Origin of the sequence: Pseudomonas sp. M2(2023) (genome assembly GCF_030263955.1) — a bacterium.
Classification (GTDB): domain Bacteria; phylum Pseudomonadota; class Gammaproteobacteria; order Pseudomonadales; family Pseudomonadaceae; genus Aquipseudomonas; species Aquipseudomonas asiatica.
The window spans coordinates 4318297-4334467 of sequence record NZ_CP127114.1; the positions used below are offsets into that span (position 1 = coordinate 4318297).

Consider the following 16171-nt stretch of genomic DNA (forward strand, 5'->3'; position numbering starts at 1 on the left):
AACGCCAGAAGGGCTGCCCGCGCTTACAGCTTTGCGGGCAGATTGCTTAACGTGGCAACCAGCCATGCAGCAGTTGCTGCCTGCCAGTTCCGATCAACAGCCATAGCAGAATGCGACACTTGCGCGGACACAACTGCCCCGCCATATGTACCCCCTTGCTCTGCAGATCGATCTCGGCACCGGCAAAACCGTAAGAGGCCGTGGCTGTTGGGCCACTGCCTGTGCGGGTAGCAACAATCACTGGCAAGGTCGGCGCGAGATGGCCAAGCACTTCGGACCAGCTACCGGAAACGTGGCCGGCACCAAAAGCGGCGATGACCAGCCCCTCGTAGCCCAGTGCCGCTGTGGCCTTCAACAACGCCGTATCTGCGTCCAGGCATGCTTCCAGCATTGCAACCCGGTGCTCGGTGCGATGCGGTAACGGCAGCACCTCTCGTGGGCCAAGTGGCTGACGATATACCACAGCACCTTCCACAACATCGCCCAGCGCTCCGCACCCGGGCGATTCGAATGCAGCCATCGCGAGGCTTGCCGTCTTGCGAACCCTTGCAGCACAGTGGACCTGATCATTCATCAGTACCAGAACGCCGCGCCCACGGCTGCCCGGCGCCAGTGCAACCTGCGCCGCAGCCAGCAGGTTGGCCGGGCCGTCGCTGCCCGGCTGGCTGGCCGCGCGCATGGCACCGGTCATTACCAATGGCGCATCGAACGGCCAGAGCAGATCGAGGAAATACGCCGTTTCCTCGAGGCTGTCGGTACCTTGGGTCAGTATCACCGCGTGTGCTCCGCGAGTCACCTCGCCCCGGGCCCAGGCCAGCACCTCGAGCATCGCCGCAAAGCCCAGCGAGGCACTGGGGAGCAGACCCAAAGTGGCAGCTTCAAGCTGGGCCATCTCACGCAGTTGTGGCAACTTGGCCAGTTGTTCATCGCAGTCAAGCTTGGGCATCACCCCGCATTCGCTCGCACTTGCCCGCATGCTCACCGTCCCTCCAAGGCTGGCAATCGACAACTTGGGCAGGTTTGCATGCGCTTTCATACGCCACCTCCAGCAAGCAGCCCGACCAGCGGAACGATCGCCAGTGTGCTGATGGCCATCGACACTACATTGCCGATGTAACCATGCATGTAGGCCGGCAAGCGCTGACTGATGGCCACTGCCAACGGTGGCGCTACCAGCGCGCCCAGCACTGCACTGGCTACGACCACTTGCCAGTCTCCACCGTGGGTGAGCACAGCGGCAGGTACGATAGAGACGATGGGAATGTAAGTGGGGTACCAGCCTCGCGCCTGCCATTGGCGACGCCAGAACACGACTCCCACCAGTGATGCCAGCGCCTGCCCGGCAACCAGCGGTATCAGCAGCTGCGAACCGTAGACTGGCGCAGCGGGGGCCAGCATGTATGCCAGGAACACCCCCAACAGTAGCCCGAGGCTGGCCAGTTCATTACCGAAGAATGGCGCTTCGCTGAAATCGGCCAGTACACGCCGCAAGGTCCAGGCCACACCGTAGTCGGGCTGGGCCGCATCGGATTCAGGTGCGGCGGTCGGGTGGCTGGGCCGTACCCATGATGGAAAGCGCCAGCACAGCATGAACGCAATCACGCTTGCCAGCGCCATGCCACCTACGTTGCCGACTACCACCGGCAACTGCAGGGGATAGCACAGGTAGTTGACCATCAACAGGCTGGCTGGTGTTACCAACAGCGCTCCCAGCAGTGCGCCGGTGATGGTCACCTGCCAACCCGCACCAAACAACAGCACCATGGCTGCTGGCAAGGATACGAAAGCAACGAAGGTTGGTTGCCAGGCGCCACTGGCCAAGGTCCATCCCCACAACGCGTGACTGAGCAACAAGCCCAGCAGCGAACTGGTGAACACCCACGGCCATAGTCCGCTGCCGTAGCAGATGGCAAAGCCGTGCCAGCGATACCCATGCACATGGGCCCAATGCGCCAGGCAAGCTCCCAGTAGCAAGCCCAGGGCGGGCAACTCGTGCTTATAGAAGGCCACTTCGCTGATATCACCAACTATCCAGCGCAGGCGGCTTAGCGGCTGATCGAGCGTCGCGGCCAGTTGCATGTAGTCCGGCCATTGGCCCTGTACAAGGCTGGCTGCCAGCAGCACCAGCAGGCAGGCAAGGATCAACACCGACGAACACTGCCGGTTGGGGAAGAGTAGCGTTTTCATGTGCAACTCCTCAGCGGGGCATAGGTGCATGAAGGCGATAGCCAAGCGTCGCATCGTAAAGGTCGGTGCGCCTGTCTCGCGGCAGGTCGTTGAGGCTGTTCCAGATCGGCGCCGAGCGGGCGCTGCTGAGGTCGACATCGGCGTAGAGAATGCCCTCCTCCTCTGCACTGGCCACCTCGCCGATGGGCCAGCCATTGGTACCGGCAATCAGTGAACAGCCCAGGAAGCGACCACCCCGCTCGCTACCTATGCGATTGGCGGCAGCGATATAGACGTTGTTGGCGTGTGCCGCCGTCATGGTCAGGTAGGACGCCATGCAGCGCCCTGATTCATCGAACAGTGGTGGTGGCGTCCATACCCAGTTGTTCAGGCTGCAGATGATGTCGGCGCCTTGCGCAGCCATCAGCCGCGGCACTTCCGGGAACCAGATATCCCAGCAGATCAGCAGGCCGATACGGCCGATCGGTGTCTCGAACACAGGGAAGCCCAGGTCGCCAGGGGTGAACCAGAGCTTTTCCTGGTTCCACAGATGGGCCTTGCGGTAATGCCCGAGCAAGCCTTGCGGACCGAACAGAATGGCACTGTCGAAAAGTTTCAGTCCCTCACGTTCGGCAAAACCCGCAGCCAGATATACCTGGTACTCCTTGGCGAAATCCGCCCAGGCTTTCAGGCTGCGCCCCTCCTCCAGCGTTTCGGCGTGGGCATAGGCCTCTGCACGCGTGTGGAAGGTGTAGCCGGTGTTGGCCAACTCGGGTAGCACGATCAGGTTGGCGCCTTCACGCGCCGCGCACCGGGCCAATGCCAGGCCCTTGCTCAGGTTGCCATCACAATGCTCCAGCCCGACCTGAGGGTCGTACTGGATGACAGCGATACGTACGGGGCTGACGGGCGTGCAATGTTCAGACATGGCGGCTTCCTTTTATGGTTGTTTTGGAAGGGCGCCAGTAAAGCGGGGTTGGGCGGGGGAGTGACAGTCGGGGAGTTCCTATGGGATCGAAGGACAAGAGAGGTGTTCCAGTAGGAAACTCCCTACAAAAACGCCCGGATGCAGCTATTTCCCAACTTGATAATGTGGGTAGTGGTTCAGGCTAAAGCCACCATTGAACGATGCCGATGTTCTGTTGCACAGGTTGATGACCACATCAAGCGCCGTGCGTAAACACGGCTCGGTCCAGCCGGCGTCAACAGAGAAGGACTCTCCAGCCAGATACAACCCTGAGCTGGCACTCAGATCACGGTTGTACTTCATCAAGCTCACTGCATCGTAATAGGTCCCAGCCCGATACAACTTTGCGCAACCAAGCGCGTTTCGATCAGTCATCCAACGCTGTATGCGAATGTTTCGGGTATCGATATAAGGCGATATGGGTTCAGCCACGTTGCTGCAGCTAAGGAGGATCCGATCGAGTTCCTTCACGCACTTGTCGCCCAGTTCTTCATCTGAGAACGCGGCCAGTTTCGTTGCATCGTCTTCCCAGGTGTAACTGAGCAGGATGCAGTCATCAGCGTAATGGTCGTTGTAGCGGTAGGCATAGACATCGTGAACGAAACTGTCAGTGACCAGGATTTGCGGAAAAGCTGGGTTGCGATCCAGGAAGCTCTTATTCAGCGGGGCATAGACCTTGCAGCTTGTCTCCCAGTGAGCATGCTTCCAGGCATCCATGATCGTCTGCGGCAATATCTGACGGCTGAAACCGTCGAGGCGGATGTTGGTTTCGATCAGCCAGGAAGGAATGGTCAAGATCACGCTGTCGAAGTCTTCGTATTGGACGTTCCCCTGCACCGGATCACTGCAATGCCAACGGTATCCGACCCGTACGCGACCATCCTCCAGCTTTTGTAGGGAACAGACCGAAGTGTCAGTCAGTAACCCATCATCTCGTTGCAGCAGGTGGTCATACAGCGAGGAACCGCCCATCCCGACGTCCAGAAACATGAGGCTTTCGTCCATCGCCGCAAGCCCGATATAGGCTGGCCCCTGAAACATCAATCCTTTACTGTCAGGGACGCTGCTGGCTTCAAGATGGGGCGCAGCGTAAGGCACACCGTCCTGGTCAACACGCCCATGCACCAACTGCAAATGACTGCTGAAACCAAAGATTGCTGTACGCAGCGGGTAAAGGCAGCAGACGTCATAAAACGCTCCCCAGCTACCATCTCCAATACCGATTGCATAGAAGATGGCCGACTCGTCGCCACTCATGCCTAGCCCGCCAAAATCACAAGGGGTTGCGGGGTCCCAAGCAGTAAGAGCGGGTAAACGCACCAGATCTCTAAACGATATTCGATGATAGCGCTTGACGATCGCCGACCACATCGACTCCCAACCATAAGTGCCATAAACCGCAGCAATACGCTCGGCGAACTGCTCCGCAAAATGGCGCCATTTATCGTAGACCTGCTGAAGCATCGCAGAAGGGGGTGGTGTCGTTCCTTCGGGATTGCGCCAGACCAACAGCTCAGGGTCTCTCTCACCCTCTAATTGCCCGTCACGAAGATATATTCCAGTGGCATTCACCCAAGGTGTCCCTGGATTTGGAAAATTGGAAATTCGTAGCTCGAACAGCTTGGCGTAATAGGCCATAAGCGAACGCCCATCTTTTGGGGGCTCACCAGTCCTGTTGAAGAACGGCATGCGCATGGCCCCCATTTCAAAAGGGGTTACAGGCTGTTTGTGATTTCCTGCGTTACTCACCAGCGTGAGGTGGCGCCCACCCACACGCCGGGACTGCTCGATCAAGGTGATATGGGTAAAGCCGCAACGAAGCAATTCCCGGGCTGCAGTCAGCCCGGTAACACCAGCACCGACAATACAGATCCGGTGATCCGGCTGAGTGGCGTATGCAACTCCGCCCTCTTGTTCGAGTAGACGGCGATAATCAAAGCAAAGATCAGGAGGGTTAGGGTAACGCGCAGCCCATGGCTTTACGGACAGGGATGGCTCGATAGCCAGATCAGCAGGATGGTTGTGTGTTGAGCCGATGGTCATGGTCTCGTGTTCTCAATGAGTTGGGAACATGAGAATGATCAATCAAGAGATGCGTGAGGAGGTTGTTAATTAGCACCAACTGGCCACCACAGGATCGGGAGGTATCTGTGGTGGCCCGGTTGATGTCAATAAAGCCGTTACACCTTACACCGCCAGCGCGCGCTCACGCAGCTCGCTGTTGAGGATGCGGTCGTTCTCGCTGTAATCGACCGGGCAGTCGATCACGTGCACGCCCGGGGTCTTGATGCAGTGCTCCAGCAGCGGCAGCAGGCCTTCGGCGCTTTCCACGCGGTGGCCGTTGGCACCGTAGGCTTCGGCGTACTTGACGAAGTCCGGGTTGCCGTAGTCCAGGCCGAAATCGGTGAAGCCCATGTTCGCCTGCTTCCAGCGGATCATGCCGTAGCCGTCGTCACGCAGGATCACCACGGTGATGTGCATGCCCAGGCGTACCGCAGTTTCCAGCTCCTGGCTGTTCATCATGAAACCGCCGTCGCCGCAAACCGAGATCACCGGGCGGTCCGGGTGCACCAGGTGCGCGGCCATGGCCGATGGCAGGCCGGCGCCCATGGTTGCCAGGGCGTTGTCCAGCAGCACGGTGTTCGGCTTGTGTGCCTTGTAGTTGCGGGCGAACCAGATCTTGTAGATACCGTTGTCCAGGGCAACGATGCCTTCGGACGGCAGCACGCGACGGATGTCGGCGACCATGCGCTGCGGGTAGACCGGGAAGCGGTTGTCGTCGGCACCTTCGGCGATCTGCGCTTCGTTGGCTTCACGGATCGCCATCAGGCGGGTGAAGTCCCAGTGTGTGGTGTCGGTCAGCGCTTCGCTGATCTGCCATACGGCGTTGGCGATATCGCCAATCACTTCAACCTGCGGGAAGTACACGGCATCGACCTCGGCGGAGCGGAAGTTGATGTGAATGACTTCGGTGCCGCCACGAACCATGAAGAACGGTGGCTTCTCGATCACGTCGTGGCCGATGTTGACGATCAGGTCGGCGGCTTCGACGGCACGGTGCACGAAGTCACCCGACGACAGTGCGGCGTTGCCCAGGAAGCGCGGGTGGCGCTCGTCGACCACACCTTTGCCCATCTGGGTGGTGATGAACGGGATACCGGTCTTGTCGATCAGCTGCTTGAGGACCTTGGCGGTCATCTTGCGGTTGGCACCGGCGCCGATCACCAGGATCGGGTTGCGGGCTTTCTGCAGTTTTTCCACGGCGGCTTCGATGGCCTTGTGCTCGGCCAGCGGGCGGCGGCTCAGGCTAGGCGGAATCGGCAGGCTTTCGGTCTGCTCGGCGGCGATGTCTTCCGGCAGCTCCAGGTGCACGGCACCCGGCTTCTCTTCTTCGGCCAGGCGGAAGGCTTCGCGCATACGGGCCGGGATGTTGTCGGCGGAGGCGAACTGGTGGGTGTACTTGGTGATGGGGGCCATCATGCCGCACACGTCGATGATCTGGAAGCGGCCCTGCTTGGACTTCTTGATCGGCTTCTGGCCGGTGATCATCATCATCGGCATGCCGCCCAGGTAGGCGTATGCACTGGCGGTGACCAGGTTGGTGGCGCCAGGGCCGAGGGTCGACAGGCTGACGCCGGTCTTGCCGGTCAGGCGACCATAGGCGGCAGCCATGAAACCTGCGGACTGCTCGTGACGGGTAAGTACCAGCTTGATCTTCGACTTGCGCAGGGATTCCAGCAGATCGAGGTTTTCTTCACCGGGAATACCGAATACATACTCGACACCTTCGTTTTCCAGGCATTGCACAACGACATCGGCGGCCTTGGCCATCTTGCTTGCTACCTCAAGTGATGGGACGGTGGAAGTCCGGAAATGCGCAGCACGGTACGCTGGCATCGCTCAGCCCGGGGCCAGGAGTGCCCCGAACCAAAGTCTTGACGTAGGGTGGATGCGGGAAAGTCACGTGAATGTGACGGGAATATTGTCGCAACCTGGGTATTTTGCGGTCGGGGTGGGAGCAGGCGTGTCGAGGCATCGAACCGCCGCGAAGCGGGCGACGTGGTGGATGGCACCGGCTATGCCGGTGTTCGCGGGTGAACCCGCTCCCACAGGGACTGCGTATGCCCGGGAATTTTTTCGCCAGAAAGACAAAACCCCTACCTGCATGCGCAGATAGGGGTTTTGCGAAATGAATCTTGACGATGACCTACTCTCACATGGGGAAACCCCACACTACCATCGGCGATGCATCGTTTCACTACTGAGTTCGGGATGGGATCAGGTGGTTCCAATGCTCTATGGTCGTCAAGAAATTCTGTTGCCAGAATGTCCAGATGGACAGCCCAGCGAATTCGGATATGCGATATTTGTGATGTTGCGAACTTTCGGTCGTTTCGTCTTCACCACCGCAATCTGCGCTAGCAAATTGCTTGGGTGTTATATGGTCAAGCCTCACGGGCAATTAGTATTGGTTAGCTCAACGCCTCACAGCGCTTACACACCCAACCTATCAACGTCGTAGTCTTCGACGGCCCTTTAGGGGATTCAAGATCCCAGTGAGATCTCATCTTGAGGCAAGTTTCCCGCTTAGATGCTTTCAGCGGTTATCTCTTCCGAACATAGCTACCCGGCAATGCCACTGGCGTGACAACCGGAACACCAGAGGTTCGTCCACTCCGGTCCTCTCGTACTAGGAGCAGCCCCTCTCAAATCTCAAACGTCCACGGCAGATAGGGACCGAACTGTCTCACGACGTTCTAAACCCAGCTCGCGTACCACTTTAAATGGCGAACAGCCATACCCTTGGGACCGGCTTCAGCCCCAGGATGTGATGAGCCGACATCGAGGTGCCAAACACCGCCGTCGATATGAACTCTTGGGCGGTATCAGCCTGTTATCCCCGGAGTACCTTTTATCCGTTGAGCGATGGCCCTTCCATACAGAACCACCGGATCACTAAGACCTACTTTCGTACCTGCTCGACGTGTTTGTCTCGCAGTCAAGCGCGCTTTTGCCTTTATACTCTACGACCGATTTCCGACCGGTCTGAGCGCACCTTCGTACTCCTCCGTTACTCTTTGGGAGGAGACCGCCCCAGTCAAACTACCCACCATACACTGTCCTCGATCCGGATAACGGACCTGAGTTAGAACCTCAAAGTTGCCAGGGTGGTATTTCAAGGATGGCTCCATGAGAACTGGCGTCCCCACTTCAAAGCCTCCCACCTATCCTACACAAGCAAATTCAAAGTCCAGTGCAAAGCTATAGTAAAGGTTCACGGGGTCTTTCCGTCTAGCCGCGGATACACTGCATCTTCACAGCGATTTCAATTTCACTGAGTCTCGGGTGGAGACAGCGCCGCCATCGTTACGCCATTCGTGCAGGTCGGAACTTACCCGACAAGGAATTTCGCTACCTTAGGACCGTTATAGTTACGGCCGCCGTTTACCGGGGCTTCGATCAAGAGCTTCGCTTGCGCTAACCCCATCAATTAACCTTCCGGCACCGGGCAGGCGTCACACCCTATACGTCCACTTTCGTGTTTGCAGAGTGCTGTGTTTTTAATAAACAGTCGCAGCGGCCTGGTATCTTCGACCGGCATGGGCTTACGGAGCAAGTCCTTCACCCTCGCCGGCGCACCTTCTCCCGAAGTTACGGTGCCATTTTGCCTAGTTCCTTCACCCGAGTTCTCTCAAGCGCCTTGGTATTCTCTACCTAACCACCTGTGTCGGTTTGGGGTACGGTTCCCAGTTATCTGAAGCTTAGGAGCTTTTCTTGGAAGCATGGTATCAACCACTTCGTCGCCTGAAGGCAACTCGTCATCAGCTCTCGGCCTTGAAATCCCGGATTTGCCTAAGATTTCAGCCTACCACCTTAAACCTGGACAACCAACGCCAGGCTGGCCTAACCTTCTCCGTCCCTCCATCGCAATAACTGGAAGTACAGGAATATTAACCTGTTTTCCATCGACTACGCTTTTCAGCCTCGCCTTAGGGACCGACTAACCCTGCGTCGATTAACGTTGCGCAGGAAACCTTGGTCTTTCGGCGTGCGAGTTTTTCACTCGCATTGTCGTTACTCATGTCAGCATTCGCACTTCTGATACCTCCAGCAAGCTTCTCAACTCACCTTCACAGGCTTACAGAACGCTCCTCTACCGCGTCATCAAAGATGACACCCGTAGCTTCGGTGCATGGTTTGAGCCCCGTTACATCTTCCGCGCAGGCCGACTCGACTAGTGAGCTATTACGCTTTCTTTAAAGGGTGGCTGCTTCTAAGCCAACCTCCTAGCTGTCTAAGCCTTCCCACATCGTTTCCCACTTAACCATGACTTTGGGACCTTAGCTGACGGTCTGGGTTGTTTCCCTTTTCACGACGGACGTTAGCACCCGCCGTGTGTCTCCCATGCTCGGCACTTCCAGGTATTCGGAGTTTGCATCGGTTTGGTAAGTCGGGATGACCCCCTAGCCGAAACAGTGCTCTACCCCCTGGAGTGATACATGAGGCGCTACCTAAATAGCTTTCGAGGAGAACCAGCTATCTCCGAGCTTGATTAGCCTTTCACTCCGATCCACAGGTCATCCGCTAACTTTTCAACGGTAGTCGGTTCGGTCCTCCAGTCAGTGTTACCTAACCTTCAACCTGCCCATGGATAGATCGCCCGGTTTCGGGTCTATACCCAGCGACTAAACGCCCTATTAAGACTCGCTTTCGCTACGCCTCCCCTATTCGGTTAAGCTCGCCACTGAATATAAGTCGCTGACCCATTATACAAAAGGTACGCAGTCACCTAACAAAGTAGGCTCCCACTGCTTGTACGCATACGGTTTCAGGTTCTATTTCACTCCCCTCTCCGGGGTTCTTTTCGCCTTTCCCTCACGGTACTGGTTCACTATCGGTCAGTCAGTAGTATTTAGCCTTGGAGGATGGTCCCCCCATATTCAGACAAAGTTTCTCGTGCTCCGTCCTACTCGATTTCATTGACAAGAGATTTTCGTGTACGGGGCTATCACCCACTATGGCCGCACTTTCCAGAGCGTTCCACTAATCTCAAATCAACTTAAGGGCTGGTCCCCGTTCGCTCGCCACTACTAAGGGAATCTCGGTTGATTTCTTTTCCTCAGGGTACTTAGATGTTTCAGTTCCCCTGGTTCGCCTCTTGCACCTATGTATTCAGTACAAGATACTCAGCTTATGCTGAGTGGGTTCCCCCATTCAGAGATCTCTGGATCACAGTCTGTTTGCCGACTCCCCAAAGCTTATCGCAGGCTACCACGTCTTTCATCGCCTCTGACTGCCAAGGCATCCACCGTATGCGCTTCTTCACTTGACCATATAACCCCAAGCAATCTGGTTATACTGTGAAGACGACATTCGCCGAAAATTCGCATGTTGCTCTTTCGAGCAGAACTCACAAATTTTACCTTAGCCTGATTAACCAGCAGTGAAACTGGTCATCAGTCTATATCTATCACATATCCGAATTTTTAAAGAACGATCTGACAAAAGTCAGAAATCAACATTCGAGCTGAATGTTCATTTCTAAGTTCTGACAAGTTACTGCGTACGGCGAAAGTGGTGGAGCCAAGCGGGATCGAACCGCTGACCTCCTGCGTGCAAGGCAGGCGCTCTCCCAGCTGAGCTATGGCCCCGTGTATTCTACGGCTGAACCATGTAATGGTAGGTCTGGGCAGATTTGAACTGCCGACCTCACCCTTATCAGGGGTGCGCTCTAACCAACTGAGCTACAGACCTATAACAGGGTCGCGTTACAGCATCGTCTTTTACAATGAATCAAGCAATTCGTGTGGGAGCTCATCAGCAGGCTGATGTCGTCGATTAAGGAGGTGATCCAGCCGCAGGTTCCCCTACGGCTACCTTGTTACGACTTCACCCCAGTCATGAATCACACCGTGGTAACCGTCCTCCCGAAGGTTAGACTAGCTACTTCTGGTGCAACCCACTCCCATGGTGTGACGGGCGGTGTGTACAAGGCCCGGGAACGTATTCACCGCGACATTCTGATTCGCGATTACTAGCGATTCCGACTTCACGCAGTCGAGTTGCAGACTGCGATCCGGACTACGATCGGTTTTGTGAGATTAGCTCCACCTCGCGGCTTGGCAACCCTCTGTACCGACCATTGTAGCACGTGTGTAGCCCAGGCCGTAAGGGCCATGATGACTTGACGTCATCCCCACCTTCCTCCGGTTTGTCACCGGCAGTCTCCTTAGAGTGCCCACCATAACGTGCTGGTAACTAAGGACAAGGGTTGCGCTCGTTACGGGACTTAACCCAACATCTCACGACACGAGCTGACGACAGCCATGCAGCACCTGTGTCAGAGTTCCCGAAGGCACCAATCCATCTCTGGAAAGTTCTCTGCATGTCAAGGCCTGGTAAGGTTCTTCGCGTTGCTTCGAATTAAACCACATGCTCCACCGCTTGTGCGGGCCCCCGTCAATTCATTTGAGTTTTAACCTTGCGGCCGTACTCCCCAGGCGGTCAACTTAATGCGTTAGCTGCGCCACTAAAATCTCAAGGATTCCAACGGCTAGTTGACATCGTTTACGGCGTGGACTACCAGGGTATCTAATCCTGTTTGCTCCCCACGCTTTCGCACCTCAGTGTCAGTATCAGTCCAGGTGGTCGCCTTCGCCACTGGTGTTCCTTCCTATATCTACGCATTTCACCGCTACACAGGAAATTCCACCACCCTCTACCGTACTCTAGCTCGCCAGTTTTGGATGCAGTTCCCAGGTTGAGCCCGGGGCTTTCACATCCAACTTAACGAACCACCTACGCGCGCTTTACGCCCAGTAATTCCGATTAACGCTTGCACCCTCTGTATTACCGCGGCTGCTGGCACAGAGTTAGCCGGTGCTTATTCTGTCGGTAACGTCAAAACAGCAAGGTATTAACTTACTGCCCTTCCTCCCAACTTAAAGTGCTTTACAATCCGAAGACCTTCTTCACACACGCGGCATGGCTGGATCAGGCTTTCGCCCATTGTCCAATATTCCCCACTGCTGCCTCCCGTAGGAGTCTGGACCGTGTCTCAGTTCCAGTGTGACTGATCATCCTCTCAGACCAGTTACGGATCGTCGCCTTGGTGAGCCATTACCTCACCAACTAGCTAATCCGACCTAGGCTCATCTGATAGCGCAAGGCCCGAAGGTCCCCTGCTTTCTCCCGTAGGACGTATGCGGTATTAGCGTTCCTTTCGAAACGTTGTCCCCCACTACCAGGCAGATTCCTAGGCATTACTCACCCGTCCGCCGCTGAATCAAGGAGCAAGCTCCCGTCATCCGCTCGACTTGCATGTGTTAGGCCTGCCGCCAGCGTTCAATCTGAGCCATGATCAAACTCTTCAGTTCAATACTGCCTGGGTTTTTAAGAAACCCTAAACTTGGCTCAGCAATCTCAAATGACTATGTGATTTCTCGCATGGCCACTTGTGACGCTGATAATCTTTGTGACTATCAGTCCGTACTCACAAGCACCCACACGAATTGCTTGATTCGATTTGTTAAAGAGCGTTTGGTTAAGAGCGCTTCGTCTCAACCGAGGCGCGCATTCTACGCTTCCCTCATTTGCTGTCAAGCGTTTATTTTGAAGTTTTTTACAACCGATTTCTTTCGAAACCCTTCAACTTCAACAACTTACCGCTTGCCTCGAAGCGTTCAACGCTGCGAGGAGGCGAATAATACGCGCTTTGAGATCAGAGTCAACACCTTGATCTGAAAAAACTTTCTGCCAGCGTTTTACCTTCGTCGGCAACTAATGAAAGCGCCGCGAATCTGTAGAGAAACACCACCCAACGGAGCGTAGCGGCCATGAGCGATGCGCAAAGCGAGAAAACCCCGGGCCTGTCGGCGAACGAGGAGCAGGAAGTCAGCCTTAACCAACCGCCCCGCGCGGCAGTGCTGCACGAGATCATTCGTTACCAGGGCGACCAGGAACTGGAACGAACACTCGCCGCACTGTGGTGGTCGGCTCTGGCCGCAGGCTTGTCCATGGGGTTGTCGCTCATGGCCATGGGGCTGTTCTACGCACGCCTGCCGGAGGGGGACAGTGCCCAGGTTATCGCCAGCATCGGCTATAGCGCAGGCTTCCTTGCAGTGATACTGGCGCGTCAGCAGTTGTTCACCGAAAACACCCTGACCGCCGTGTTGCCGGTAATGACGGCCCCCACCCTGGCCAACTTCGGGCGCCTGCTGCGCCTTTGGAGCGTGGTACTGCTTGGCAACCTCGCCGGCACCTTGCTGGTGGCCTGGGTAATGCTGGAGCTGCCGATCTTCGACAGCAAGACCGACGTGGCCTTCCTGGAGGTTGGCCGCAAGGTCATGAAAAACGATGTCAGCCAGATGTTCGCCAAAGGCATCGTATCGGGGTGGATGATCGCCACCATGGTCTGGATGATCCCGTCGATGGAACATGCCAAGATCTGGATCATCCTGATGATCACCTATCTGATGGCCCTGGGCGACTTCACCCATATAGTGGTCGGCTCGGTCGAGGTGTCCTATCTGGTCTGGGCCGGCGATGAAACCTGGAGCAGTTTCTGGCTGGAGTTCGCCCTGCCGACACTGGCGGGCAACATCATCGGCGGCAGTTTCATCTTCGGATTGATCAGCCATGCACAGGTGCGCAGCGACAGCGGCAAACCGCCCTCACGGCTACTGAACGAGGACCAGCCACCCTCCCCGCGCCGCAACAACGGCAACAAATGAACCTCAGCGTGCCGCTACAACGCGCTCGTTTGCCTGGCCGCGCTGACGCACAGGCCGTGGCTGCCACCAGTTCTGCCCGGCGTGCGGAGAGTCAAGGCTGACCCGCTCCCCCATCTGCGGGGTGCTCAGGCGCACTTGTGCCTGGTTGGCCAGCGCCAGGATGCGTTCGAACGGTTCCTGCCAACCATGGTTGGACAGGTCGAAAGTGCCGTTGTGAATCGGTAACAGCCAACGCCCGCGTAAATCCAGATGGGCCTGCAGACTCTGCTCCGGCTGCATGTGCACATCGGGCCAGGCGACGTTGTAGGCCCCGGTCTCGATCAAGGTCAGGTCGAACGGCCCGAAGCGCTCGCCAATCTGCTTGAACCCATCGAAGTAGCCGGTATCGCCACTGAAGAATACCCGCACATCCTCGTCGACGATCACCCACGACGCCCACAAGGTCCGGTTGCTGTCCAGCAGCCCACGCCCGGAAAAGTGCTGAGCCGGGGTGGCGACAAAGCGTACGCCCTCGACCTCGCTTTCCTGCCACCAGTCCAGCTGCCGCACCTTTGCCGGTGCCACGCCCCAGGTAATCAGCAAGTTGCCTACGCCCAGTGGGGCCAGGAACACACTTGTTCGCGGTGCAAGTTGGCGAATCGCCTGTTCGTCCAGATGATCGAAGTGATCGTGGGACAGTACCACCGCAGCCAATGGCGGCAATTGGTCCAATGCCAAGGGTGGCGCATGGAAACGCAGCGGGCCGGCCCACTGCACTGGCGAGGCACGCTCGGCGAATACCGGGTCGGTAATAAAGAAGCGCCCACGCAGCTTGAGCAATACCGTGGAATGGCCCAGGCGCCAAAGGCTTCGGTCGGGCGCATCGAGCACCTGCTGGCGGGTCATGGGCTGGAGACTGACCGGTGTGGCCGGCCGGGTTTGCGGCGGTTTGCGCAGGAACAGGTACTTGAGCCCGATGCGCAGCTTCTTCAATACGCCATCCTGTGGCAACGACGCCTGGTTGTGAAAACGCCCTTCCCGCTGTGGCGCCGGCTCGCCGGCGGGGTTGGCCAAAGGGACCATCAGCAACACTCCGAGCAACAGGAAAGCCTTCATGCTACCCCACAGTGATCGGATCAACCATGAATTGGCTTGTAAGGTCATTTTTCGTCGATGAAACACTGTTCAACAATATTCATGCAAGTTATGCGATAAACGGTGCTTCAGCGGAAGAACGATGATCAAGATGGATAAACGCAGCGGCAAAGGACTTTCATTCGCCAAACGCATCTACCTGCCGCGGGTCATCGGCCTGGGAATCGGCCTGTTCAGTGTCATGGCCGCCATGGCGCCGCTGTCACCGCCCACCTGGGCATGGCTGCTGGTACTGTTCAATGGCCTCTTGTGGCCACATGTGGCCTACCTGTGGGCAGCCCGTTCGGCCACGCCCTACCAGGCAGAACAGCGCAACCTGGTTCTGGACTCCTTGATGGGTGGGTTCTGGACCGCCGCCATGCATTTCAATCCATTGCCCAGTGTGACCGTGCTTTCGATGATGACCATGAACAACGTCGCCGCCGGCGGCAAACGCATGGTCGTTCGCGGGATGCTGGCCCAGTTGGGCGGCATGCTCGTCGCCATATTGTTGCTGGGCCCTGGCCTGCAACTGAACGCCACGCCCCTGCAGGTCTATGCCTGCCTGCCGATGCTGACGCTCTACCCACTGGCGCTGGGCTGGGTCTGCTACCAGCTGGCGATCAAGCTGGCCGACCACAAGCGCCGACTGAGTACACTGAGCCTCACCGACAGCCTGACCGGCCTGCTCAACCACGGTGCCTGGAAAGACCTGCTGCTGCTGAAGTTCCAGGCCTGCCAGCAGCAAAAGGGGCACGCGGTGATTGCCCTGATCGACATCGACCACTTCAAGACCATCAACGACACGTTCGGTCACGTTGTCGGCGACTGTGTGCTGCGCCAACTCGGCGCCGAGCTGCGGCACAGCCTGCGCGAAGGCGACCAGGCCGGGCGCTACGGCGGTGACGAATTCTGCGTGATCTTGCCGGATACCAGCGAAGCCGAAGCGTGCCTGGCCATGGAGCGCCTGCGCGAGCGGGTCGCCAGCTACCGCAACCCGCAGTTGCCGCACCTGCGCATCAGCCTGAGCATCGGCCTTTCGGCATTCGAGGCCAACCTGGAGTCACCCGAGCACTGGCTCGAGCAGGCGGACAAAGCGCTGTATACCGCCAAGCATGCCGGGCGCGACCAGGTCAATTTTGCCCGCAGCGACGCTGCAACGCTCAGGCTGGCCTATCCTGATTGAACCTCC

General features: G+C 57.3%; 8 protein-coding genes, 2 tRNA genes and 3 rRNA genes. 2 read left to right on the forward strand and 11 right to left on the reverse strand.

Features of this window, described 5'->3' with window-relative positions:
• Positions 1-46: 46 nt before the first annotated feature.
• From QN085_RS19875 to QN085_RS19920, 10 genes are all read right to left on the reverse strand, one after another.
• A complete protein-coding gene (locus QN085_RS19875; protein ID WP_041505642.1) occupies positions 47-1036 on the reverse strand; it encodes an asparaginase in 990 nt (329 codons plus the stop codon).
• Positions 1033-2187: a hypothetical protein gene (locus QN085_RS19880; protein WP_023660855.1), complete on the reverse strand. Its 1155-nt coding sequence runs from the start codon at positions 2185-2187 to the stop codon at positions 1033-1035. The genes QN085_RS19875 and QN085_RS19880 overlap by 4 nt, the downstream gene beginning before the upstream one ends.
• A gap of 10 nt (positions 2188-2197) precedes the next feature.
• Positions 2198-3094, reverse strand: a complete 897-nt coding sequence (locus tag QN085_RS19885) for a nitrilase family protein (protein WP_013973899.1) — start codon at positions 3092-3094, stop codon at positions 2198-2200.
• Positions 3095-3238: 144 nt separating this feature from the next.
• Positions 3239-5176 carry a flavin monoamine oxidase family protein gene (locus tag QN085_RS19890; RefSeq protein WP_023660856.1) on the reverse strand — a complete coding sequence of 646 codons (1938 nt, stop codon included), beginning with the start codon at positions 5174-5176 and terminating at the stop codon, positions 3239-3241.
• 144 nt (positions 5177-5320) lie between these two features.
• Positions 5321-6964 carry an acetolactate synthase large subunit gene (locus tag QN085_RS19895; protein ID WP_041505641.1) on the reverse strand — a complete coding sequence of 548 codons (1644 nt, stop codon included), beginning with the start codon at positions 6962-6964 and terminating at the stop codon, positions 5321-5323.
• Positions 6965-7327: 363 nt separating this feature from the next.
• Positions 7328-7443, reverse strand: a 5S ribosomal RNA gene (gene rrf, locus QN085_RS19900).
• A 131-nt stretch (positions 7444-7574) separates the two neighbouring features.
• A 23S ribosomal RNA gene (locus QN085_RS19905) occupies positions 7575-10466 on the reverse strand.
• 243 nt (positions 10467-10709) lie between these two features.
• Positions 10710-10785 (reverse strand) — tRNA-Ala (locus tag QN085_RS19910).
• A gap of 26 nt (positions 10786-10811) precedes the next feature.
• Positions 10812-10888 (reverse strand) — tRNA-Ile (locus QN085_RS19915).
• Positions 10889-10973: 85 nt separating this feature from the next.
• Positions 10974-12510, reverse strand: a 16S ribosomal RNA gene (locus QN085_RS19920).
• Together the 16S, 23S and 5S rRNA genes with 2 tRNA genes alongside form the textbook arrangement of a ribosomal RNA operon.
• 459 nt (positions 12511-12969) lie before the next feature.
• Between QN085_RS19920 and QN085_RS19925 the strand changes: the two genes are divergently transcribed.
• The gene (locus tag QN085_RS19925) at positions 12970-13866 is read left to right on the forward strand and encodes a formate/nitrite transporter family protein (protein ID WP_013973902.1); all 897 of its coding nucleotides are present in this window, start codon (positions 12970-12972) and stop codon (positions 13864-13866) included.
• Positions 13867-13869: 3 nt separating this feature from the next.
• Here the strand turns inward: QN085_RS19925 and QN085_RS19930 are convergent, their stop codons facing one another.
• Positions 13870-14961 (reverse strand): MBL fold metallo-hydrolase, encoded by a 1092-nt coding sequence (locus QN085_RS19930; protein ID WP_013973903.1) that lies wholly within the window; start codon positions 14959-14961, stop codon positions 13870-13872.
• A gap of 130 nt (positions 14962-15091) precedes the next feature.
• Between QN085_RS19930 and QN085_RS19935 the strand changes: the two genes are divergently transcribed.
• The gene (locus QN085_RS19935) at positions 15092-16165 is read left to right on the forward strand and encodes a diguanylate cyclase (protein WP_041506417.1); all 1074 of its coding nucleotides are present in this window, start codon (positions 15092-15094) and stop codon (positions 16163-16165) included.
• Positions 16166-16171 lie beyond the last annotated feature (6 nt).

What these genes read in the sequence shown, in the direction of transcription:
- QN085_RS19880 (WP_023660855.1), bottom strand. Translation starts at nt 2,187, where the DNA reads ATGAAAACGCTACTCTTCCCCAACCGGCAGTGTTCGTCGGTGTTGATC.
- QN085_RS19935 (WP_041506417.1), top strand. Translation starts at nt 15,092, where the DNA reads ATGGATAAACGCAGCGGCAAAGGACTTTCATTCGCCAAACGCATCTAC.
- QN085_RS19930 (WP_013973903.1), bottom strand. Translation starts at nt 14,961, where the DNA reads ATGAAGGCTTTCCTGTTGCTCGGAGTGTTGCTGATGGTCCCTTTGGCC.
- QN085_RS19885 (WP_013973899.1), bottom strand. Translation starts at nt 3,094, where the DNA reads ATGTCTGAACATTGCACGCCCGTCAGCCCCGTACGTATCGCTGTCATC.
- QN085_RS19895 (WP_041505641.1), bottom strand. Translation starts at nt 6,964, where the DNA reads ATGGCCAAGGCCGCCGATGTCGTTGTGCAATGCCTGGAAAACGAAGGT.
- QN085_RS19925 (WP_013973902.1), top strand. Translation starts at nt 12,970, where the DNA reads ATGAGCGATGCGCAAAGCGAGAAAACCCCGGGCCTGTCGGCGAACGAG.
- QN085_RS19890 (WP_023660856.1), bottom strand. Translation starts at nt 5,176, where the DNA reads ATGACCATCGGCTCAACACACAACCATCCTGCTGATCTGGCTATCGAG.
- QN085_RS19875 (WP_041505642.1), bottom strand. Translation starts at nt 1,036, where the DNA reads ATGAAAGCGCATGCAAACCTGCCCAAGTTGTCGATTGCCAGCCTTGGA.